We start from the raw sequence: 23227 nt of genomic DNA on the forward strand, positions 1-23227 counted from the left end.
CATGAGGAGCACCCTGTCGTCGGGTCTGGATTGACCCGACGAACGCTCCATTCTCGATAAAAATCTATTAAGGAACGGTATGTGGAAGCTGTAGTTTCGCCGGCAATTTGTGTGAGTTTTTCCTAGTATTTCAGAGTTTTGCTGCGAGCCGGTACTTCATGAAACCTTCCGCAGCTTCGCCTGCGGGGGCGGCCTTCAGGCTCGGCGGCAACTTGTCGGCCGCTGCCGGCGAGGTGACGAAAGTGACGTTGACGCCCGGGGGCAACGGCGCAAGCGACCAGTTGCCGTCCGCCTTCGGCTCGATCGCCTTCTGGCCGACGATGTGACGGACGATGACGTCGCGGTTGAGGTCGGGTGCTTCCAGCACGATCGTCGTCCGCGTGCCCGGAAAATTGCCGCCGCCAGAGGCGCGGTAATTGTTGGTGACGACGAGGAAATTGGCCTGCTCGTCGATCGGCTGCCCTTCAAAGGAAAGATCGCGGATGCGGTGCGCATCAGGCGCGACGAGCTTGCCGTCGCCGTCATAGCGTGAGGCCCGGGTGACGTCGATCCGGTAGCTCACCCCGTCGATGACGTCGAAGTTGAAGGCGGGGAAACCCTGGTTGATCAGCGGCTGCTCTTCGGTTTTCGCCGGATCGATGCGGTTGAAGATTCCGGCCGAGCGCTCCAGCCATTCCCGGATTTCCGAACCGGTGACTTTCACGATCTGCACGGTGTTCGGGTAGAGATAGATGTCCGCGATGTTCTTCAGTGCCAGCGGCCCGGCCGGGATATCGGTGTAGAAGGACGGGCCGGCGCGCCCGCCGGATTTGAACGGCGCTGCCGCCGAAAGGATCGGCAGATCCTTCCAGCGCGTCTGCGCCATCAGCGGCTTGGCATAGGCGATCTGCGCCTCCGAGACGATCTGGATCGAAGGATCGTCCGTCACCAGCGCGAAATAGGAGTTGATCGGCGATGCCGTGCTGCCGACCGGTTCGCGCATATAGGTCAGCGTCGCCTCGTGGTCGGCCTTGACGGCGGCGAGGATCGCCGGCTCGGCCGCAGCTTTCGGCACGATCTTGCGATCGGGCGTGCGCTCGTAGATCGGTTTGGCCTCGACCTTGAAATCGGCGATGCGCCAGCGCTCGCCGCGCTTTTCCAGCTCCAGATCGACGATGCCGAGATGCGAGCCCCAGAAGCCGGGCTGGCAGGCCGGCTTGCCATTGAGCGCACCCTTGACGTTGTCGACGCCGGGGATGCCGTCGAAGGCCTTGCCGCCGGGAAAGACCAGATGCTGGTGGCCGGTCAGGATGACGTCGATCCCCTCGATCTTCGAGAGATGCAGCGCCGCGTTCTCTTCCATGCCGCGCCGATCGCCCCCGGCGATGCCGGAATGGCAGAGCGCGATGACGAGATCGGGCTGGGCATCCAGCAGGTCGGGCAAGTGCTTCTCGGCCGCGTCGATGATGTCGGTCGCGACGAGCTTGCCGTCGATGTTCGCCTTGTCCCACTGCATGATCTGCGGCGGCACGAAGCCGATCACGCCGATCTGGAGGACATGCCGTTTCCCGGCCTCGTCCTCGAAGCTCTGCTCGAACAGCCGCCAGGCATCGACCAGCGCTCCCCCGCCGACGCGTTCGACATTGGCGCAGACCAGTGGGAACTCCGCCTTGGCGAGGCCGTGGTCGAGGAATTCGAGCCCGTAGTTGAACTCGTGATTGCCCAGCGTGCCGCAGAGATAGGGCAGGGCGTTCATGGCGGCGAGCATCGGGTGGGTCTCGCCGGCCTTCAGCCCCTTCTTGTAGGCGATGTAGTCGCCGAGCGAGGAGCCTTGCAGGAAGTCGCCATTGTCGAACAGCAGGCTGTTCTTCGCCTCGCCTTGTGCCGCCTTGATGAGGCTCGCGGTCTTGGCGAGGCCGACCGTGTCGTCGGACGTATCGCGGAAATAGTCGTATGGCACGACGTTGACGTGGAGGTCGGTGGTTTCGAGCACGCGCAGCTTCAGCCGTGCCGGCGCCTGGGCCGCTGCAGGGAGGGCGGCGCTGGCGGCCATGACGGCTCCGGCCTTCAGCGTCTCGCGCCGGTTGAGATGATGACCCCGCGCCCGATGACCGTGTGCCATGTTCAGCTCCAGCTTTGCGCACCGGAGCAGGACGGTAGCATTGCGGCGAGCCCATGACAGGGGAAAGATTGAGTCAACCGTAACTCTTTCAGACCATGATGAACGAGGCTCTGCGATGATCCTGATCGGCCAGTACGACTCGCCCTTCGTGCGCCGGGTCGGCATCGCGCTGGCGCTCTACGGCCTGGCTTTCGAGCACCGCCCCTGGTCGGTCTTCGGCGATGGCGAGCAGGTCCGGGCCTTCCCTTTGATGCGGGTGCCGACGCTGGTGCTCGACGACGGCGAAGTACTGTTCGACAGCTTCAGCATGATCGATTGCCTCGACGATCTCGTTGGCGAGGAACGGGCGCTCTGTCCGCGCACCGGCCCGATGCGCCGCCATGTTCTTGCCGTCGCCGCACTCGCCATGGGCGCAGCGGAGAAGGCCGTCAGCCTGTTCTATGAGTTGCGGCTCCACAAGGAAATCTCGGCCGTCTGGGCGGAACGCTGCCGCACCCAGATTCTCTCGACGCTTGCCGCCCTCGAACGCGACCGCGCCGCCCGGACGAGCCCCTATTGGTTCGGCGATGCGATCAGTCACGCCGACATCGCTGCGGCTGTAGCGCTGCGTTTCATCAGGGAGGCACATCCGGGTCTGGTCGCCGAGGCGGACATCCCGGCGCTGGCAGCGCATGCTGCTGCACTCGAAGCGCTGCCCGTCTTCCACGAGATCTCGCAGCCCTTCGTCGCCCCGGCTTGAGGCCGCCGCCTCAGGCGCGGTTTGCAGCCACAGTGACCGCGAATTCCGTTCGCAGCGCGGCATCGTGCTCGCCGAGCGCGGGCACCGGCCGCATCGTAACGCGCTGGCCGTCGACGATGACTGGCGGCGCCAGCACCTCGATCGGCCCCCGCGGTGTCGGTACGGGCAGGGCGGTGGCGGCCGGGTGGTCGATCAGATCGCCGACCGTCGAGACCGTGCCATAGGCGATGGAATGACGATCGAGCGCCGCGGTGACCTCCGTGAAGCGGCGCTGGCCAAGCCGCGCCTGCACCGCGCTGTCGAGCGCGGCACGGGCCGCCACGCGCAGCACATTTGAAGCATAGCGCGGATCATCAGCCAGTTCCGGGCTCTCCAGCACCTCGCGGGCGAAGACCTGCCACTCCCGCTCGCTCTGGATCGAGACCAGCACCTCGCCATCGAGCAGCCTGAACACGCCATAGGGCGCGATCGAGGGATGGGCGAGGCCGATGCGTGCCGGCTCGACGCCGCCATGCCGACGGGTGATGTAGGGCACGTTCATCAGCTCGGCGAGCGTGTCGAACAGCGAGAGCGCGATCGCCGAGCCTTCGCCGGTGCGCGCCCGCCGCAGCAGAGCCTCCAGGATCGCGGCATAGGCGGCTTGACCGGTGGCGACATCCGCGATCGAGACGCCGATGCGGGAGGGGCCGGAATCAGCTGTGCCTGTGATGGCCGCCAGGCCGGATTCGGCCTGGATCAGCAGGTCATAGGCCTTGCGTCGATAATGCGGCGTGCCGGGCGCATAGCCGGAGATGTCGCAGGTGATGAGGCGCTGATGGCGCTGCCGCAGCGTCGCGCTGCCCAGGCCGAGGCGCCCGGCCGCGCCCGGCGCGAGGTTCTGGATGAAGACATCGGCCGAAGCGATCATCGCCTCGACGAGAGCCAGGTCCTCCGGCCGGCGCAGATCGACGCGGCAGGATTCCTTGCCGCGATTGATCCAGACGAAATAGGACGACTGCCCCTTGGCGAAGCCGTCATAGCCGCGTGCGAAATCGCCTTCCGGCCGCTCGAGCTTGATCACGCGCGCACCGGCATCGGCGAGTTTGCAGGTGGCCGTGGGTGCGGCCACGGCCTGCTCCAGCGCGACAACGACGATTCCTTCAAGCGCCCCAGTCATTGGCGGTCCAGATCCTCCCCTGTAATCCTGTCTTCAGCAAAACGGGGCCGCGTCGTGCCTGTCAAACGGGCGCTGTCCCGCCGGCCCTGCGCCTGTTGCGGGGCGCCACGGCCTGCCGCCAGCTTGCGCCGAGGTCCGCCAGCCGGCAGCCTGCCGCGCGATTCCGCCGGGGCCGCGCCACCGGCCAGAGCGATCGGAGCCAACATGAATCAACATTTCATCAACGGCCGCTATGTGCCTGGCCAGACAGGCGAAACCATCGCCAAGCTCAACCCCGCCACCGGCGAGGAATTCGCCCGCATCGCCTGTGGCAACGCTGCCGACATCGACGTCGCGGTCAAGGCCGCCCGCGCCGCCTTCGACGGTGCCTGGGGTAGACTGACGGCGGCCGAGCGCGGGCGCCTGATCGCCAGGCTCGCGCTCAAGGTCCAGGATCACCACGACGAACTCGCCAGGCTCGAAGCGCGCGATACCGGCAAGCCGATGGGGCAGGCCCGCGCCGATATGGACGCCACCGCCCGCTATTTCGAGTTCTATGGCGGCGCGGCCGACAAGGTGCACGGCCAAATCATCCCATTTCTCAACGGCTACAGCGTCAGCGTGATCCACGAGCCGCATGGCGTCACCGGCCATATCCTGCCCTGGAACTACCCGGCACAGATGTTCGGCCGCTCGCTCACCGCCTCGCTCGCCATGGGCAACGCCGTGGTGCTGAAGCCGGCCGAGGATGCCAGCGCCACCGCCTTCCGCCTTGCCGAGCTCGCCAGCGAGGTCGGCTTCCCCGATGGCGCGATCAATATTGTCGCTGGGCGCGGCCATGAGGCGGGCGCGGCGCTCTCCTCGCATCAGGGCATCGGCTTCATGTCCTTCACCGGCTCACCCGAGGTCGGCAAGATGGTGCAGCACGCCTGCGCCGAGCATCTCATTCCCTGCACGCTGGAACTTGGCGGCAAGTCGCCGCAGATCGTCTTCGAGGATGCCGATCTCGATGCGCTCGTGCCCATCGCCTGCAAGGCGATCGTCCAGAACACCGGGCAGACCTGCTCGGCCGGCAGCCGCCTGCTCGTCCAGAAGAGCATCTATGACGATGTCGTCTCGGCCGTCGCCAAGGAGTTCTCCAAGCTGCAGGCCGGCACGCCGGAGATGGATCTCGATTGCGGCCCGGTGATCAACGCCAAGCAGCGCGGTCGCGTGCAGAGCTTCATCGACCAGACCCGCGAAGCGGGTATCCCGGTGATCGCGCAGGGCCAGATCGCCCAGGGCGTGCCGAATGGCGGCTTCTACGTCACGCCGACGCTGTTCGGCCCCGTGCCGCGCGGCAACCGGCTGGAGCAGGAGGAGGTCTTCGGCCCCGTCCTCGCCGCCTTCCCCTTCGAGGACGAGGACGACGCGATCAAGGCCGCCAACGGCACCGATTATGGCCTCGTCGCCGCCGTCTGGACCAAGGACGGCGGGCGCCAGCAGCGCGTCTCGAAGCGCGTGCGCGCCGGCCAGGTCTTCATCAACGGCTATGGCGCCGGCGGCGGCATCGAACTGCCCTTCGGCGGCACCGGCAAGAGCGGTCACGGCCGCGAGAAGGGCTTCATCGCGCTGGAAGAGTTCGCGGTGACCAAGACGATCGTGCACAAGCACGGTTGAGGGCAGGAGGGTCTTCACCGCTCCACCCTGTCATCCCGGATAAGCCGCGTCCGCGGCGCCGACCCGGGATTCATGCCTGAACCTTCTTCGGAAGCGCTCAGGCATGGATCCCGGGTCTCCCTCCGGTCGCCCGGGATGACGGCGTGAACGGAAGGACCGGACTACATCCTGACGATGTGCCGGATCGTGCGGCCTTCGTTCAGTGCGTCGAAGCCCTCGTTGATCTCGTCGAGGCTGCCCGAGCTGGTCCAGAGCTTGTCCACGGCGAGCCGTCCGCGCTGGTAGAGCTCGACGAAGCGCGGGATGTCGCGCGAGGGCACGCAGGAGCCGACATAGGAGCCCTTCAGCGTCCGCTCCTCGGCGACGAGCCTCACCGGCGAAAGCGAGAGCGTATGGGCGGGATTGGCGAGGCCTGCCGTCGTCGTCGTGCCGCCACGCCGGGTGATCTGGTAGGCGAGGTCGAGCGCCTTGACCGAACCGGCCATCTCCAGCCCGTGATCGACGCCACCCTTCGTCGCCTGCTTGATCGCCTCGATGACGTCGGGAGTGCCGGCGTTGAAGACATCGGTCGCGCCCAGCGCCTGCGCCAGTTCGAGTTTGTCGTCGGCGAGGTCGACGGCGATCACGCGCGAGGCGCCGCAGGCGATCGCGCCGAGCAGTGCCGAAAGCCCGACGCCGCCGAGCCCGACCACCGCAACCGTTTCGCCGGCCTTGATCCGAGCGGTGTTCACCGCCGCGCCGACGCCGGTCAGCACGGCGCAGCCGAATAGCGCCGCGATCTCGTGGGGGATATCGGCTTCGATCTTGACCAGCGAGCGGCGCGAGATGACGGCGTGCTCGGCGAAGGCGGAGACGCCGATATGATGGTGCACCGGATGGCCGTCGATGGAGAGCCTGCGCCCGCCGCCGAGCATCTCGCCACGCCCATTGGCGGCGTTGCCGGGTTCGCACAGGGCAGGGCGCCCTTCGGCACAGGGCGCGCAATGGCCGCAGGACGGCACGAACACCATCACCACCCGGTCGCCGGGCTTGAGATCATCGACGCCTTCGCCGGTTTCGATGACTTCGCCCGCCGCCTCATGGCCGAGCACCATCGGCACCGGGCGAGGGCGGTTGCCGTCGATGACCGAAAGGTCGGAATGGCAAAGCCCGGCGGCCCGTACCCTGACCAGCACCTCGTCACGGCCGGGCGGAGCGAGGTCGAGTTCTTCGATCCGGAGTGGGCGGCTCTGAGCGTACGGCGCAGCGACCGGGCTTGCGTTCAGGACGGCGGCGCGAATCTTCATGGGGCTTGAGGCTCCGGTCTCGTGGTCCGGCGCCATCCCGACAGGTGAGGGCGCCGCTGTCAAAGCGGAATGGCTAGCCCTCTTCCGTCATTCCGGGCGGAGCGAAGCGGAGACCCGGAATCCATCGTAGAGCGCACCGCCCTTTGATGGATTCCGGATCGGCGCCGCTTCGCGGCTTGTCCGGAATGACGACGGAGGTTTTATCAGGCGGCGTCGGTCAGCGTGCCGCCGAGGAAGAGCTGGCCGATGCGCGGATCGGCCAGGATGTCCGCTGCCGGTCCCTGCATGCGGGTGCGGCCGAGTTCGAGCACCAGCCCCTCATCGGAAATCTCCAGCGCCGAGCGGGCGTTCTGCTCGACCATCAGGATCGAGACGCCTTTGGCGCGCAGGTCCTGCAGGATACCGAAGGTCTCCTGCACCAGCAGCGGCGAAAGCCCGATCGAAGGCTCATCGATCAGCACGAGCCTGGGATCGAGCAGGAGCCCGCGCACGATCTCGAGCTGCTTCTGCTCGCCGCCCGACAGCGTCGAGGCCTGCGCGTCGGCCTTCCGCCGCAGCGCGGGAAAACGGTCGAGCGCCGCTTCGATCCGCTGCGGCATGTCGGTGATGCCGGAGCCGGCGGCGACCGTACCGAGCTCGATATTGTGGCGCACGGACAGCTCGGGGAAGATGTTGCGCCCCTGCGGGACATAGCAGATGCCGGCTTCGAGCAGCTTGCGCTGGCTCCAGCCGTTGATGTCCTGCCCGTCGAAGCGGATGCGGCCCTCGCGCAGCTTGAGCAGCCCGAATATCGCCTTGAACACGGTCGATTTGCCGGCGCCGTTCGGTCCGATGACGGTGGTGATAGCGCCGCGCTTCACGGCGAAGCTGGTGCCGTTCAGGATGGTCATGGCGCCGTAGCCGCCGACCACGCCGTCGAGTTCGAGGATGGGGGTGGTCATTCCTTGCTCCGTCCTGCCGTCATGCTCGGGCTAGACCCGAGCATCTCTTGCCGGAGATTCTCGGGTCTGCGCTGCGCTCCGCCCGAGAATGACGCATGTTTCAATGCCCGAGATAGGCTTCGATCACCGCCGGATCGGCACGAACCTCCGCGGGCGTGCCCTCGGCCAGCACCTTGCCCTCGGCCAGCACGATCACGCGCGAGCACAGGCTCATCACGAAATCCATGTTGTGCTCGATGACGACGAAGGTCGCGCCCTGCTCGGCATTGATGGCGCGGAGCCGCTCCTTCAGGTCACCCAGCATGGTCAGGTTGACGCCGCCCGCAGGCTCGTCGAGCAGCACGAGGCGCGGCCCGGCCATGAACGCCATCGCCGCATCCAGCAGCTTCTGCTGGCCATAGGACAGCCCGCCCGCCTTGGCATCGGCGAGATGGCCGAGCTTGAAGAAGCCGATCATCTGCTCGGCCTTCTCGGACAGTCCCGCATCGCGCGCGCCGAACAGGCGGCCGAGCATCGAGCCCTGGTGCTCCTGGCCTGCGAGGATGAGGTTCTCTCGCACCGACAGTTCGGGGAAGACCTGCAGCAACTGGAAGGTGCGGCTGACGCCGAGCCGGTTGAGATCGGACGGGCGCATATTGGTCACGTCGAGCCCGTCGAGCTTCACCGCGCCTTGCGTCGGTTCGAGCTGGCCGAGAATGCAGTTGAACAGGGTCGACTTGCCGCAGCCATTCGGCCCGATGATGCCGAGGATCTCGCCCTCGTTCACCGAGAACGAGACGCCGTTGACAGCCTTGATGCCGCCGAAAGCCTTGTGCAGGTCGTGGACTTCGAGGACCGGGTTCATCGCGCGCCTCCTGACTTCCGCCGGAAGGCATTCCAGCCGCGCTCGAACAGCCCGCTGACGCCCTGCGGGCAGACGATCAGCAGCGCCAGCACGATCGTCGCGAAGATGATGAGGTAGAGCGAGCCGGCGAAGCGCAGCCATTCCGGCAGCACGACACCGAGCAGCGCGCCGATGAAGGGGCCGAAGAGGTAGCCGGCACCACCCGCCACCACCATCAGCAGCAGGAACAGGCTCTGCGACAGCGAGAACGGGGAGGGGTCGATGAACTCGACCAGCGGCGCATAGAGCGAGCCGGCAAAGCCGCCATAGGCCGAGCCGATCGCGAAGGCGAGCAGCGTATAGGCGCGCGTGTCGATGCCGAGGCTTGCGGCCCGGACCGGGTTCTCGCGCAGCGCCGTGAAGGCGCGTCCCCAAGGTGAGCGGATCAGCCACCACAGCGCCAGCGACAGGATCAACGTGACGACGACGACGAAACGGTGGAATTCAAGTGCGCCGAACAGCTTGATGCCGAGGAAGTCGGGCCGGTTGATGTTGGAGATGCCGAAGACGCCGCCGGTCAGCCATTGCTCGTTGCGCAGGACGAGCCAGATCAGCGTCGAGAAGGCGAGCGTCACGAAGGCGAGGTAATGCGTCCGCACGCGCAGGGCCGGAAAGCCGAGCAGGATGCCCACGGCGAAGGTCAGCAACCCCGAGAGGCCGAAGGCGGCATACCAGCTCACCCCGTATTTCGTGGTCAGGATCGCGGTGGCGTAGGCGCCGAGACCCATGAAGGCGGCCTGCGCCAGCGAGGTCTGGCCGGCATAGCCGAGGGTGAGGTTGAGCCCCATCACGCCGATGCTCATGACGAGCCAGAGCGAGAGCACATAGGTGCCGTAGCGGCCCATCCCCACTGGCGCGAACCAGAGGATGACGGCGCCGAGGACGAGCGCGACCAGGGCGGCGTCGATCCGGCGAGCCGGGCGGCGCGGAGCAGCGGCAGGATTCTGCAGGGCGGGGGCGCTCATACGCGGCGCTCCTCCTTGCGGCCCATCAGCCCTTCCGGCTTGATCAGGATGATGGCGACGAGGAGCACCAGCGGCACGGCGAGCCGGTACTGCGACGAGACATAGGCCGCGGCAAGCGAGTCTGCGACGCCGATCAGCAAACCGCCGACGAGCGCGCCGCGCACCTGGTTGAAGCCGCCGACGATGGCCGCGATGAAGGCGAAGAGGCCGATGGTCTCGCCGTTGGAGAACTTCGCCAGGTAGATCGGCGAGATCAGCAGCGAAGCCACCACGGCGAGCGCAGCGTTGAGCAGGAAGGTGAGCAGCACCATCCGCTCCACGGGGATGCCGACGATGCGCGCGACGGTCGGGTTCTGCGCCGTCGCCTGCATCTGCCGGCCGAGCTTCGTCCCGCCGACGAACCATTGCAGCAGGCCGATGGCCGCGAAGGCGACGATGATGATCGCGAGATGCTGCAGCGAGATCGATGCGCCCAGCAGGGTGATCATGTCGGTCGGCACCAGCGAAGGGAAGCTCTGCGCTTCCGCCGAGAAGCCGTCCTTGGCGCCTTCCTTCATGATGATCGACAGCGCCATGGTGGCGATGGCGAGCGGCAGCACGCCATGCTTGATCATCGGGTCGACCACGACGAGCTTGAAGCCGGCGCCGAAGACCAGCAGGAAGACCGCGATGCCGAGGAGGCCGCCGGCCCAGAGCGGCAAGCCGAAGAGCTTGACCGCGAGCAGGATCAGCACGGCCGGCAGCATGACGAACTCGCCCTGGGCGAAGTTGATCGTCTGAGAGGTCTGCCAGACCAGCGTGAAGCCGATCGCGGCGAGTGCGTAGATCGCGCCCGTGGCGATGCCGGCGATGAGATAGGCGATGAATTCGGCCATGGCGATATGCGCTCGGTTGGAGAGCGTTTCGTGTTCAATTCGCGCGCGTCATCCCGGACGAAGCGAAGCGGAGATCCGGGATCCATGCAGCAGCGACGCCCGTCGATGGATCCCGGGTGGAGCGCTGCTCGCCCGGGATGACGTCGCGGATGGGCTGGCTGTTTACGGCTTGATCTTCGGCAGGGTGGTGTTGATCACCTGCTTGCCGTTGACGACTTCGGCGAGGAAGCTCTCGCGGTCGAGGTCGCCGTTCTGCTCGATGACCGTATCCATCAGGATGCCCGGCTCCTCGCTCGCCTTGATGGTCGCGCCGCGCAGCGTGTCGGCGAGGCCCTTCTTGTCGAGCTTCTTCTGCTTCTCGGTCGCCCATTTGACCATGAAGACGGCCATGTAGCCCTTCACGCCGTTATGGTCGGAAGCGAAGCCGTATTTCTCGCGATAGCGCTTGCCGAATTCCTGCAGCGCCGGGATCGGCGCGTCGGTCGAGAGGCCGACATGACCTTTGGCGCCGTTGGCGGCGTCGCCCGCGAGCTCCAGCACCTTGGCGCCGAGCAGGGTGGTCTCGCCGATCATCGGCTTGGTGATGCCCTGCTGCTTGGCGGCGCGCAGGAAGCGGGCGCTCTCCTCCTCGTTCAGATAGACGAAGACGGCATCGGCATTGGCGTTCTTCACCTTGATCGCATCGGCGGTGAAATCGGCCTGGCCCTGCTCGGTCGAGACGTCGACGGCGACCTTGATGCCGGCCTTTTCCAGCTCGGGCAGGATGGTGTCGCGCCCGCCCTTGCCGAAGTCGTTGTTGACCCAGACCACGGCGATGGAGCCCGCCTTCAGCGTCTCCTTCATGTATTTGGCGATCTTCGGCATCGCAGCCGCCTGGCTGATCGAAGTGCGGAAGATGTAGGGGTTGCCCTGCCGCGTGAAGCCGGCCGCCTCGCCGCCGACGATCTGGGCGACCTCGGCGCGCTGCGAGATCTGCATGGAGGCGCCGATCGGGCCGGAGAAGATCGGGCCGAGGATGGCGTAGGCGCCTTCGTCGATGCCGCGCTGTACGGCGGCGCGCGTGTTCCCCGGATTGGTCTGCGTGTCGTAATGGACGATCTCGACCTGCTTGCCGAGGATGCCGCCCTTGGCGTTGATGTCGGCAGCGGCGAGGTCCGCGCCGTTCTTCCAGTTGGTGCCGGCGGCGGCGCCGGCACCCGAGAGCTCGATCACGTCGACGAGCTTGACCTTGTCCTGCGCCTGCGCGGGCAGGCTGAGGGCGGCGCCGAGCGCGGCGGCCATGACCCAAAGCGATTTCATTCCCTGACTCCTCCCAGACCGTTTTCTTGTTTGCCCGCCTCGCGCTGTCTGGCGAAAGCGGGAATGCAGGCATGCGCGGACGTTGCCGCAGCGACCGTCTGCTTCTTGCGCGGCTTTGGGGCGGGATGTCCAGAGGATACAGGGCCTCCATTGCGAGGCTCTGCAATGGCTGGGGATTTCGCCGACTTGCGAGTGCGGGGATGGCAGCTGGTGGCCGGCCTTCGTGGCGAGCTGCTGAGAGGTGTCGATAGCCTGCCGCGGCTGCTTGAAACACAGTCTTTGACGCACGTTTGCAGGGCGTCCTGGACCGGCAAAGGATTACCGCAGCGGTCCCTGCCGTATAGGGCGTGCCTCGACCATGTGACGCTCGTCACAGACGTTGATCGCGCAAACCCGCACCAAGACCGGGCCAAGGCCGATCAAGGTCGTGACTCCATCAGTGGGAGCGCAAAATGCACTCGCCGAACCGCGGATTTCTTCACTCCACCGAACGTCTCTGGGTTGGTCTGGCGATTGGGCAGATTCTGCGTGAAGACTACCTTTACGAGGTCCACGGGCCCTTTGTGGCTGTCGCTTCGGTGCCGCCCACACGGTCCATCTTCAAGCGGCTGACCGATAGGCTTTCAGCCTCGATGAACGGGGTTGCGCACTGGAGCCGTCTGCGTCGCGGGACCATGATGTAGCTGTCTTGACCTAGCGAAGAGGGCGGCGGCGCTGAGCGAATTCCCACCTCGCGGCAGTTGAAAGGCACAGCTTCCGGGTAATTCCCGAACCTCGGAAAGGCTCAGAACAACTCCCTCGTGCCGCCGGGCGTTTCGATCTTCGCGGAATAGCGAGGAACGCTTCCCTCGACGATGGCCGGCGGGCGGTCGAGAACCAGCGTCCGATAGAATTCACGGATCGCGGCCGCGTCGGGGTGCTGGAGCGTGAACGAACTGAGCCTTGCGCCCAGATCCGCCATCGTCGCCATCGAGCGCGGCTTGCCGCGCCTGTCGATGATGGATGGGGCTGCGCCGCCGAGAGGCAGGGAGCCGTCCTCCGGAATCGAAAAGTCCATCGACGGATCGGTCCAGGGCAAAGAAACCTTCTGTCCGAAGATACTCTCGCACCCGGCCAGAACGGTATCGATCGCATCCGTCCTGGCGACCCAGCCTCGCAGGCGGCGGCCAGCATCCCAATGGGCCCTGACGGACGCCCGATCGTCCAGGCCGAACCAGCGTGTCCGGCCCGGCCCTTCGGCGTCGGGATCTACCGCCACGATCTCCAGATAGACGGTATCGCCGAGCTGAAGCAGGTGATTGTACGTGCCCATATAGCCGTGGCGCTGTCCGAACGGCACATCGAGATCGAGGCATGCCCGGACATGCGAAACCCCCTCCGCCAGGGTCGGGGCGATGACGGAGAGATGGTCGAGCTTGAGCATGGCGTTCGGAGAGGTCGAGGTCAGCACGTCGCGGTGCCCGTACAGTTCAGGATGGCCGTATTTGCTGGTGTCCCCAACCTGACCGCGGCAGCGCAGCGTTCCACGCGGCTGCATCGAAGTCCATGGTTGGGGCAGCATCCCGCTCGCAGAGGCTGCAGACCTCGCGGGCTAAGGCGAGCGCGGCAGATCCCGGGCTTTCTGGTCGAGCTCCCGGAACACCGGCAAGGACCGTTCCGCGAAGGTCTTCAGCTCCGGATCGTCTCCCGCGCTGGCATAACGCTGCATCAGCTCTGCCGCTTGACGATGGGCGTCGCGCTGGGCGTCGACATAGGCCCGGTCGAAATCGGCGCCGTGCTTGTCAGCGAGATCCCGCAGCAGGTCGAGGTGCTTGCCGTCGGGCCGGTCGGGCAGGGCGATGTCGGAGCGCTTGGCGATGATGCGGCGCAGGCTGCTCGTCGCTGCCGCATGCTCGTCGGCGAGGCGATGGGCAAAGTCCTTGATGGCCGGAGACGTGGTCTTGTGCAGCGCCAGCGTCGCCGATTCGACGCCGAACATGTTGGCGACGGCGGTCTGGCTGACGAAATCCTGCGCGGGGACGGGCGCCTGCGCCTGAGCGCTGGCGGCGACGAACAGCGCAAGCGCGGCGAAGCCGTGCACAAGCGCCCTTCGGAAGCGGGGGTGATTTCGGGTCATGTTCGGGCAACCAAAAAACGACCGGGAGGTTCCCTCCGCATGGCCGGGGCTCGGCTGCGCGCCTTGTCGCACCCGGAGCGCTGCGCTAGCAGAGGCGTGGCGCTCCGCCTTGTTCGGATGCAGAGGGAATTCCATGCCGACCACCGTCGAGACCGTGCGCGATGCGCTCGTGCAGGCCCGCCGCGACCGCTCGCTGATCGAGACGGCTAGCCTGCCGGTGCCGGAGTCGATCGCCGATGGGCTGGCGACACAGGCTACCGTCGGCCGCGCACTCGATTTGCCCGAGGCCGGCTGGAAGGTCGGCATCGCCGAGGACGGCACGCCGATCGCAGGCCTGATGCCCGGCCCTTATCTCGCTTCCGGCGATGTCTACGAGGGTGCGATCGGCGCGGAATTGCGCATCGAGATCGAGCTCGCGCTCCGGCTGTCGCGCGACGTCCCCTTCCGCCCGGCGCAGCCCTATTCGCGCGCCGAGCTGCTCGCCTGCTGCGACAAGGCCTATCTCGGCATCGAGATCGTCGAGAGCCGCCTCGCCAACTGGCACGGCAAGGTCGCGTTTCCGCTCTGGCTTGCCGATGCGCTCGGCCATGGCGGCTACATCCTCGGCTCGGAGATCGACATCAAGACGCTCGACGATCTCAGCGGGCTCGGCTGCTTCATCTCGCTCAACGGCGTGACGATCTATGATCAGCCCGCCGTCCACGGCAACGGCGATCCGATGGTGCCGTTCCTGGCCTGGGCCAATCGCAAGCACGACAATCTCGGTAGCCTGAGCGCCGGCCAGATCATCACCACCGGCAGCCTCTGCGGCGGCGTGCTCTCGCCCGGCAAGGGCGAGGTCGTGACGAAGCTATCTCCGCTGGCGACGATCGCGCTGACGCTTCGGTAAAGCGGCCGAACGCCAGATCGCGCCGCGTCGTTTCTCGCGGCGGGCGCTAGCTGGCCTGTTGTTGCGGCGTGGCCTGGTTGCCGACGACCCGGTCGCGCCCCTGCCGCTTGGCCTCGTAGAGATGTGCGTCGGCATGGGCGACGAGGCCGCGGATGTCCTTGGCGTCATCGGGAAACGTCGCGACGCCGATGCTGACTGTCGGGGCGGCCGCGAACTCCTGCGCCAGCGTGCCGTGTACGGCAAGCCGCATGCGATCGGCTGAGGCGAGCGCCGCGTCATGAGGCATGTTCTCGCACAGCACGACGAACTCCTCGCCGCCATAGCGGAAGATGCGATCGTCGCTGCGGATTTCCGCGCGCAGGCACTCGACGACCCGCCGCAGCACCTCGTCGCCGGTGACGTGCCCGTAGCGGTCATTGATGCTCTTGAAGTGGTCGACATCGAGGATCGCGAGGCTGATCGGCCGTTTCGTCGCGGCGCTCCGCGCGAGAATGGCCTGGCCGAGGGTCTCGAACCGCTCCCTGGTCAGGGCGCCGGTCAGCGCGTCCTGGCCGCTCTTGCCGAGCAGTTCCTCGTATTTGTGTCGGTAGGTCAGCTTGTGGAACACATCCGAGAGCGGCTGGGGCGCGAGTTCCGATGTCCTGCGCTCGAACAGGTTGAGGTAGAGGCCCATGAGCGCGGCATAGGTGGCGGCCGCGCCCATCTTCGCCACCCAGCCGCCGAAGAGCGCGCTCAGCGGCGTGCCGGTCACCAGATGCAGCCCGATGAAGAAGCCGACCTGATCGAAGGTCAGGATGATCGCCAGGCTGATACAGGCGCGCAGGACGAGCGAACGCGGGAGCAGGAGGCGCAGCTTCTCGTAGAGCAGGATCAGCGCGATGGAATCGATGAAGAGCAGCGTCGTGCCCCACACCATCAGCGCGCCCATCTGGTCGATCAGCACGAGATCGGGGTTGTAGCCGGGCAGGGTGACGGGCGCGCCGTAGAGCCTGAGCGTCGCCACCAGCGCGACCATCAGGAAGTTGCCGATCAGCAGCCCGTAGATCGGCTGCCGGACCGTCTCGGCGTCTTCGCGGATGTAGAACAGCAGGATGATCGCGAGCTTGCCCGAGAACAGCACGGTCGAACCCGGCGAGAGCAGGCCGAAGGGCAATTCGATGAAGAAGACCGCAGCCAGATAGGTCTCGAGGAAGTGCATCACGCCGAGCGCGCAGAGGAAGGCGCCGAGCCCCATGAGGTGGCGCAGCCGGAACAGCATGGCCATGACGCCGAAATAGATCAGAGCTTGCGTGAGCAGCAGGATGGTGCCGGACATGGGGGCGTCTTAGCTCAAATCGTTCTAACGAGGGGTCAACATCATCTTGTCCTGCCCGGTTGGCATGGCCGCTGACAACCAATGGTTAGGCTTTTCGGAACAAGGCTGTCCGCGATCTCAGGAACGCCGCGGAGGCTCGCTGGGTCCTTGAGCATTGCGCATGCCGGCTCCCGCCCTATGATGGCGGCGGGTATCGGACGCTGTTTCGATTGTGTGTGGCGGGGTGGCTTGGAGGGCGGATGCGGTTTTGGCGTAGGGCAGGGCATGCCGTCGCTCTGAGCGGCGGCTGTGCGTTTGCCACACTGCTGGGCCTGCAGGCTGACGCTGCCCGGGCTTTCGATCTGTCGTCGCTCGATGTCTTCGGCCTCTTCACCAAGAAGGACGAGCCGCCGGCGCCGAGCGCCACGACTTTGCCCTACAAGCTCGACTTCGATCTCGGCGATGCCGAGGGCGCGAAGGCGCTGACCCGCACGCTGCAGGATGCTTCGCTGCTCTATCGCCTGCGGCAGGATGCGCCGCCCGATGGCGAGACGCTGGCGCGTCGCATGGCGGCCGATTTCAACCCGCTCATCGATGCCCTCTGGTCGCAGGGCTATTTCAATGCCGATGTCGCCCTGGTCGTCGACGGGGTCTCGCTGACGGTCGCGGTCGAGCCGAACGCCACCCTGATCCGGGCGCTGGAGGCACATCGCAACCGCGACGCGGTGCCGATCATCGTGAAGGTCCGCCCCGGCAAGGTCTTCGGCCTGCGCAAGATCGATGTGGTCGAGCGCGACGAGCCCGGCCCGCCGGCGATCGCCGATCCGCTCAAGGTCTCGAAATTGAAGGAGGGCGACCCGGCGACGTCGGCGGCGCTGCGCAGCGCGCAGGCCGCGCTGGTCGACTATATGCGCGCCCAGTCGCGTCCGCTCGCCAAGATGGTCGAGTTCCGGCCGGTCGTCGACCACGCCACCGGCATCATGGACGTGACCTATGTCCTCGATCCCGGCCCGCTCGCAGGATTCGGCGACATCACCATCGGCCAGACCGACGAGATTCCGCCCGAGGTCGTGCGCTCCTTCATCTATCTAGAGCCCGGCGATCCCTATTCGCCCAAGGCGCTGGCCGATACGCGCCGCTCGATCGCGACGATTCCCGCCGTGGGCTCGGTCCGCATCCGCGAGGGCGACAAGCTCGACAGCGCCGGCAACCTGCCGATCTTCGTCGAGGTCACCGAACGGCCGAAGCGCCTGCTCGGCTTCTCGGCCCGCTACTCGACGATCGACGGCCCGGCAGTGAAGACCTACTGGGAGCATCGTAACCTGTTCGGCGGCGCCGAGCGGCTGCGGCTCGAAGGCAGCATCTTCCTGGCGCCGCGCATCGACGGCACCAAGATCCAGAGCTTCGGCGATTTCAACGAATCCGACATCGGCGCCCGTTTCGGCTTCAGCTTTATCAAGCCGGCGCTGGGCGGGAGCCGTTACGACTGGCTGCTCGACGGTGTCGCGACGCGCGAGCGGGTCGGCACCAACCGCTATGGCGGCTATACCGCCCGCTACGCCAACGTCACCACCGCGATCCGCCACCGCTTCAGCGACACCTTCTCGGTCCAGGCCGGCATCGAGGTCGAGCGTGGCCAGACCAGCGACGTGCTCGGCGAGATCGACTACACGCTGGTCGGCATCCCGCTCTCGGTGAGATACGATTCGACCGACAGCCTGCTCGATCCCACGCGCGGTTTCCGGGCGATCGCATCCTTCACACCCTATCCGACCTTCCTCGGCTCGACCGTCGGCATCTACCAGACCAAGGGCGCAGTCTCGGCCTATTATGCGCTCGACGAGGACGCTCGCTACGTGCTGGCCGGCCGGGTCGGCTTCGGTTCGATCTCGGGCGCGAGCCTCGACGAGATCCCGGCGACGCGGCGCTTCTATGCCGGCGGCGGCGGCTCCGTGCGCGGCTATGCCTATCGCAGCCTGGCGCCGCTCGGTCCCTACGGCCAACTTATCGGCGGACGCAGCCTGCTGGAGCTCTCGGCGGAAGCGCGCATCAAGATCACCGACACAATCGGCATAGTACCCTTCTTCGACGCCGGCACGGCCTTCGAATCGAGCTTCCCGGACGGCAAGCAGAAGCTGCAGATGGCCGCCGGCCTCGGCCTGCGCTACTATACCGGCATCGGGCCGATCCGCGTCGACGTCGCCGCACCGCTCAACCCGCGCAAGGGCGACAAGCCGGTCGCCCTCTATGTCAGCATCGGGCAGGCCTTCTGATGCGCCGCCTCCTCACCGACTTCGCCAAGATGAAAGCCCTCGTCCTGAGGAGCGCCGCAAGGCGCGTCTCGAAGGGCGCTCCAGCGGGTTTTGGAACCTCCTGGAACATCCTGCGAGACGCCGCTTCGCCGCTCCTCCGAATGAGGGCTCGCAGGGTGGCGGGGCTTTTCGCTCTGCTCATGGCGGGTTTCCTCGCCTCGGCCCATTTCGGCGGCTTTGCACAGAATGCCCAGACCGACCGCGGCATCGTCGCCGATCTCATCTCGAAGGCGCTGTCCAGCGACACTAGCCAGGTCTCGATCGGCGAGGTCAATGGCGCGCTTTCTTCCGATGTCGAGATCCGCGACATCGTCCTCTCCGATCGCGACGGCGCCTGGCTGCGTCTCGACCGTGTCCGACTGATCTGGACCCGCAGCGCCCTGCTGCTGCGCCGGCTCGATGTCGACCGCCTCGAGATCGGCAAGCTTGAAGTGCTGCGCAAGCCGGCCCCGCAGCCGGCCGGCACGACGGCGCCGAGCAACGAGCCGATCCTGCCGGAACTGCCGCTCAAGGTCATCCTCCGCGCCTTCCAGCTCAACGAGCTCGCTTTGGGCCAGCCCGTCCTTGGCGTCGCCGCACGCCTCGGCGCCACCGGTTCGGCCTCGCTCGGCCCGCCGAGCGAGGGGCTCGACCTCAAGCTCGAGGCGCGCCGTCTCGATATGGGCGGCACCTTCAACGTCAACCTGGCCTTCGTGCCGCAGTCGACGCGCCTGCAACTCGCCGCCAAGCTCGACGAGCCTGCCGGCGGCTTGATCTCGAAGGTCGCGGGCCTGCCGGGCGAGCCGCCGGTGAAGCTCGACCTCAATGGCGACGGCCCGCTCGATTCCTTCCGCTCGAACCTGACCTTCACGGCCGGCCCGACCATCGGGGCCGAGGGCTCCGCGACGCTCGCGCGGGCGGGCGCCGAGCGTCAGCTCGCGCTTGCGCTCGACGCGCGCATCGAAGGGCTGATGCCGCCGCCGGTGGCGCCGGTTTTCGCCGGCTCGACCCGGCTCGACGGTTCGGTCGGCTTCCGCGATGACGGTGGCGTCGATATCCGCAACCTCGCGCTGGTCTCAGCCCTGGCCCGCCTCGACGTGCTCGGCCGCTACAATGCCGACAAGACGCTGGACATGCGTGTCAGCGCCGCGTCCCGGCCTAATGCCGACGGCCGCACGGTCGCCTCGGGCGCGGAGATCGGCAAGCTCGCCTTCGATGCGACGATCCGCGGGCCCGTCGCCGGCCCGACCGTCGTGGCGACCCTCAACGCGCAGGATGCAAACCTGCCGACTGGTCGCTTCGGCAAGGTCGCACTCACCTTCAATGCCACGCCGAGCGGCATTATCGGTGAGCCCGGCACCCGGATCACGCTGACCTCGGACGGCGAGGCCAGCGGGATCGCGCTGGCCGACAAGGCGCTGGCGCGCGCCGTGGGCGACAAGGTGACCTTCACCCTGCGTGGCACCGGGCAGGATGACGGCACGGCCGATTTCGAGACCTTGAAGCTCGCCCTTTCCGGCGTCGAGCTCGACTACAAGGGCAAGCTCGGCCAGGCCCGTATCCTCGGCCAACTCACGGCGGTGCTCCCCGACCTCGCCCGGCTGAGCGATCTCGCCGAGCGTCCGCTCGGGGGCAGGGCGGAGGTCACGGCCGATCTCGACGCGACCCCGCGCCTCAACGATTATACGGCGATACTGGACGGCAAGGCCGAGCGCCTCGCCACCGGGACGGCCGCCGTGGACCGGCTTCTCGCCGGCAGCCTGACACTCGCCGGGCGGGTCAATGCGCTTGCCGGCGACTACACGGTGAGTGGCCTGCGCGTCGCCGGCCAGCATGCGGCCTTCACCGCCGATGGCTCGATCGGCCGGCAGCAATCCGATCTCAAGCTCGCGCTCGCCCTGCCTGATCTCAAGCGCGCCGATCCGCGTCTTTCCGGCCGCGGCGACATTACTGCGCAACTCACCGGCCCGCAGAACCGGCTCGATGCCACGGCGCGCATCGCCCTCGCCAATGCCACCGCGCTGGGCCGCCCGATCCAGCGCCTTGGCATTGATGCCGTGGTGAAGGACCTGCAGGGCGCGCTCGATGCGCGCGTCAATCTGGCCGGCGAGGTGGATTCGAAGCCGGCGACAGGCACGATCCAGCTCGCGCGTCAGCCGGACGACGGCTGGAATCTCTCCACGCTCGATCTCGCCATCGGCTCGGTCCGGCTGAATGGCGGGCTCACGCTCGATCCCGCGAGCCGCGCCGCCGGCCGCCTGACGCTGGCCGCGCGCAATCTCGACGATCTCTCGGCGCTGGCGCTCACCAAGCTCGGCGGCCAGCTCGATGCCGATATCGTGCTGGCGACGCCGGACGGGCGGCAGGACATCGACCTGACCGCGCGTGGATCGCGCCTCGCCAGGCCGTCGGTCTCGATCGACAAGCTTGATGCCAGGGTCGGCGCCCGCGACATCTATGGCCGCCCGATGCTCGATGCGGCCATCGCCATCGACCGCGCTGTTGCCGCCGGCGAGACGATCAGCGCGATCCGCTTCGATTCGAAAGGCGCGCTCGATGCCAGCGCCTTCACGCTGAGCGCGAGCGCGCGCGGCTTTGCGCTCAAGGGCGCCGGCCGGCTGGTGCCCGGCGAGCCGCTGAAGCTGGAGATCGCCTCCTTCGACGCTCGCCGTGACGGCCGCGCGATCACGCTCGCCAATCCGGCCTCGCTGAGCTTCCTCGCCTCCGGCGTCGAGATCGCCAACCTCGCCCTGATGATCGACAAGGGCAGGGTGACGCTCGATGGCCGCGCCGGCGAGACGCTCGATCTGCGCTTCGCCGCCCGCGACGTGCCGCTCTCGGCCGCCCGTATCGCTTCGCCGAACCTGAACCTGTCGGGCACCCTGAATGCCGAGGCGCAGATCAAGGGCAAGCCAGGCGATCTCTCCGGCCCGTGGAAGCTGCGGATCGCGCAACTCGTCACGCCCGAGACCCGGCAAGCCGGCTTGCCACCGGTCGAGATCACCGGAGAGGGCGCCTTCAAGGGCGACGCCACCAGCGTTTCCGCCACCGTGAATGCCGGCCGTGGCGCCAGCCTGACGCTGCGAGGCACGGCGCCGCTCAACGCCACGGGGCCGCTCGATCTCTCCGCGCAGGGCCGTGTCGACGCCGCGATCGCCAATACGATGCTCGCCGTAAACGGCCAGCGCGTCACCGGAAATGTCGCCATCGATATGCGCGCTGGCGGGACCGCGTCCGCGCCGCGCCTGAGCGGCAACGCGACGCTGTCGAACGGCAGCTTCACCGATGCGCTGCAGGGCATCCGGCTCAACGCCATCGAAGCCCGCATCGCCGCCAATGGCGACAATCTGACGATCGAGCGCGCTTCGGCCCGCGCGCCGAATGGCGGCACGATCTCGGGCAGCGGTCAGGTCAAAGTCGATCCGGCCGCCGGCTTCCCCGGCAATATCCGCATTCGGGGCGAGCGCGCACAGCTCGTCTCAAGCGGACTTGTCACGGCCGTCGCGGGGCTGGATCTCGAAATCAGCGGGCCGCTCGCCCAGCGCCCGCGGATCGGCGGGCGCATCGACATCGTCTCGCTCGAGGTTTCCGTTCCCGACAGGCTGCCCGCCTCGCTCCGACCTGTCGACGGCATCAAGCACATCAATGCCCGCGGCACCGCCGCTGCCCGCCTCGCTGCCGAGCGCAAGGCGCGCCAGGCTCGCGGCCGTGGTCGCGCTGCCCCGGCATTCGACGCGACGCTCGCCCTGACGGTTTCGGCGCCGAGCCGCGTCTTCATCCGCGGCCGCGGCATCGATGCCGAGCTCGGCGGCGAGATTCGCATTGCCGGCACCTCGTCCGCACCGGTGCTGAATGGCGGCTTCGAACTGCGTCGCGGCCGCCTCAGCGTGTTGACCCAGCGCCTCGACTTCAGCCGCGGCCGGCTCACCTTCGCCGGTGGGCTGATTCCCGAACTGGACTTCGTTGCCGAGACGAGCGCTGGTGACGTGACAGCCAAGGTCATCGTCAGCGGCCCGGCCGACCAGCCCAGCTTCGCCTTCACCTCCCAGCCTGAATTGCCACAGGACGAAGTGCTGTCGCGGCTGCTGTTCGCCCGTGCCTCTGGCTCGCTTTCGGCCTTCCAGGCCCTTCAGCTCGCCCAGGCTGCCGCGCAATTCGCCGGTGGCGGCGGGGACGACACCTTCGAGCGGCTGCGCAAGTCGCTCGGCGTCGACAATCTCGACATCCAGATGGGAGAGGGCGGTCCGACCGTTGGAGCGTCGCGTTACATCAGCGACAACGTCTCCGTTGGCGTGAAGGTCGGCTCCAAGCCGGAGGATAGCGGCGTCTCGGTCAGCATCGATGTGACGAAGCGCCTGAAGCTCCAGGCGGAGACCGGGGCAGACGGCAGCGCCGCAGTCGGGATCGGCGCCGAGTGGGAATACTGAACCGGAGCCGGTTGAGAATCGCTATCCAACGGGATTCGCGGCTTAGGACACGCGGAGCGCATCCGATTCCCGTTTGGACGGCTTCAAAACGGGCCGTCGCGAGCCTGTGAGGTTAATGCTTCGTAAATTTCGAGCGTCAAAGCGTGGCTCGCCTGCAACACCGGATTTCAAAGCACCCCATACACAGGTCTGACAGGCGGATCGTGGTTGATCGGCGAGCCCGCATTCGTATGGTGGTGATGCGTCGGGACGTTCCCGGTCGCTGTTTTTCGTCTTCGCCACCGAAATAGGTCGGTGACGCAGGCGAAAGACCGGGAACAGGCAGGT

The 23227-nt window shown here is 67.0% G+C and carries 16 protein-coding genes; 5 read left to right on the plus strand and 11 right to left on the minus strand.

Annotated features, from left to right (window positions below; genetic code table 11):
* Positions 1–130: 130 nt before the first annotated feature.
* Positions 131–2101: a bifunctional 2',3'-cyclic-nucleotide 2'-phosphodiesterase/3'-nucleotidase gene (locus tag NWE53_RS02205; RefSeq protein ID WP_265052758.1), complete on the minus strand. Its 1971-nt coding sequence runs from the start codon at positions 2099–2101 to the stop codon at positions 131–133.
* A 115-nt stretch (positions 2102–2216) separates the two neighbouring features.
* Here NWE53_RS02205 and NWE53_RS02210 point away from each other — a divergent pair, with 115 nt between their 5' ends.
* Positions 2217–2840, plus strand: a complete 624-nt coding sequence (locus tag NWE53_RS02210; protein ID WP_265052759.1) for a glutathione S-transferase family protein — start codon at positions 2217–2219, stop codon at positions 2838–2840.
* Positions 2841–2850: 10 nt separating this feature from the next.
* Here NWE53_RS02210 and NWE53_RS02215 read toward each other — a convergent pair whose 3' ends face one another.
* The gene (locus NWE53_RS02215; protein WP_265052760.1) at positions 2851–3996 is read right to left on the minus strand and encodes a CaiB/BaiF CoA transferase family protein; all 1146 of its coding nucleotides are present in this window, start codon (positions 3994–3996) and stop codon (positions 2851–2853) included.
* Positions 3997–4200: 204 nt separating this feature from the next.
* Between NWE53_RS02215 and NWE53_RS02220 the strand changes: the two genes are divergently transcribed.
* Positions 4201–5634: an aldehyde dehydrogenase family protein gene (locus NWE53_RS02220; RefSeq protein WP_265052761.1), complete on the plus strand. Its 1434-nt coding sequence runs from the start codon at positions 4201–4203 to the stop codon at positions 5632–5634.
* 161 nt (positions 5635–5795) lie between these two features.
* Here NWE53_RS02220 and NWE53_RS02225 read toward each other — a convergent pair whose 3' ends face one another.
* The 8 genes from NWE53_RS02225 to NWE53_RS02260 form a co-directional block, all read right to left on the minus strand.
* Entirely contained in the window at positions 5796–6920 is a 1125-nt protein-coding gene (locus NWE53_RS02225; protein WP_265052762.1) for a zinc-dependent alcohol dehydrogenase family protein, read from the minus strand.
* Between the two features lie 203 nt (positions 6921–7123).
* The gene (locus tag NWE53_RS02230; RefSeq protein ID WP_265052763.1) at positions 7124–7861 is read right to left on the minus strand and encodes an ABC transporter ATP-binding protein; all 738 of its coding nucleotides are present in this window, start codon (positions 7859–7861) and stop codon (positions 7124–7126) included.
* A gap of 100 nt (positions 7862–7961) precedes the next feature.
* Positions 7962–8705 (minus strand): ABC transporter ATP-binding protein, encoded by a 744-nt coding sequence (locus tag NWE53_RS02235; RefSeq protein ID WP_265052764.1) that lies wholly within the window; start codon positions 8703–8705, stop codon positions 7962–7964.
* A complete protein-coding gene (locus tag NWE53_RS02240) occupies positions 8702–9709 on the minus strand; it encodes a branched-chain amino acid ABC transporter permease (RefSeq protein ID WP_265052765.1) in 1008 nt (335 codons plus the stop codon). The genes NWE53_RS02235 and NWE53_RS02240 overlap by 4 nt, the downstream gene beginning before the upstream one ends.
* The gene (locus NWE53_RS02245) at positions 9706–10584 is read right to left on the minus strand and encodes a branched-chain amino acid ABC transporter permease (RefSeq protein WP_265052766.1); all 879 of its coding nucleotides are present in this window, start codon (positions 10582–10584) and stop codon (positions 9706–9708) included. Before NWE53_RS02245 ends, NWE53_RS02240 begins: the two co-directional genes overlap by 4 nt.
* A 162-nt stretch (positions 10585–10746) precedes the next feature.
* Positions 10747–11883: an ABC transporter substrate-binding protein gene (locus NWE53_RS02250; RefSeq protein ID WP_265052767.1), complete on the minus strand. Its 1137-nt coding sequence runs from the start codon at positions 11881–11883 to the stop codon at positions 10747–10749.
* A 784-nt stretch (positions 11884–12667) separates the two neighbouring features.
* Positions 12668–13420, minus strand: a complete 753-nt coding sequence (locus NWE53_RS02255) for a VOC family protein (RefSeq protein WP_442864935.1) — start codon at positions 13418–13420, stop codon at positions 12668–12670.
* A gap of 54 nt (positions 13421–13474) precedes the next feature.
* Complete coding sequence (locus NWE53_RS02260) at positions 13475–13963, minus strand: DUF4142 domain-containing protein (RefSeq protein ID WP_265052768.1); 489 nt, start codon at positions 13961–13963, stop codon at positions 13475–13477.
* 169 nt (positions 13964–14132) lie between these two features.
* Here NWE53_RS02260 and NWE53_RS02265 point away from each other — a divergent pair, with 169 nt between their 5' ends.
* Complete coding sequence (locus tag NWE53_RS02265) at positions 14133–14888, plus strand: hypothetical protein (protein ID WP_265052769.1); 756 nt, start codon at positions 14133–14135, stop codon at positions 14886–14888.
* A gap of 46 nt (positions 14889–14934) precedes the next feature.
* Here the strand turns inward: NWE53_RS02265 and NWE53_RS02270 are convergent, their stop codons facing one another.
* Positions 14935–16203, minus strand: a complete 1269-nt coding sequence (locus NWE53_RS02270) for a GGDEF domain-containing protein (protein WP_265052770.1) — start codon at positions 16201–16203, stop codon at positions 14935–14937.
* 239 nt (positions 16204–16442) lie between these two features.
* Between NWE53_RS02270 and NWE53_RS02275 the strand changes: the two genes are divergently transcribed.
* Positions 16443–18455, plus strand: coding sequence for an autotransporter assembly complex protein TamA (locus NWE53_RS02275; protein ID WP_265052771.1), 2013 nt, complete (start codon positions 16443–16445; stop codon positions 18453–18455).
* Complete coding sequence (locus NWE53_RS02280) at positions 18455–22900, plus strand: translocation/assembly module TamB domain-containing protein (protein ID WP_265052772.1); 4446 nt, start codon at positions 18455–18457, stop codon at positions 22898–22900. Before NWE53_RS02275 ends, NWE53_RS02280 begins: the two co-directional genes overlap by 1 nt.
* Positions 22901–23227 lie beyond the last annotated feature (327 nt).

The sequence above is a fragment of the Bosea sp. NBC_00550 genome, assembly GCF_026020075.1.
Classification (GTDB): Bacteria; Pseudomonadota; Alphaproteobacteria; order Rhizobiales; family Beijerinckiaceae; genus Allobosea.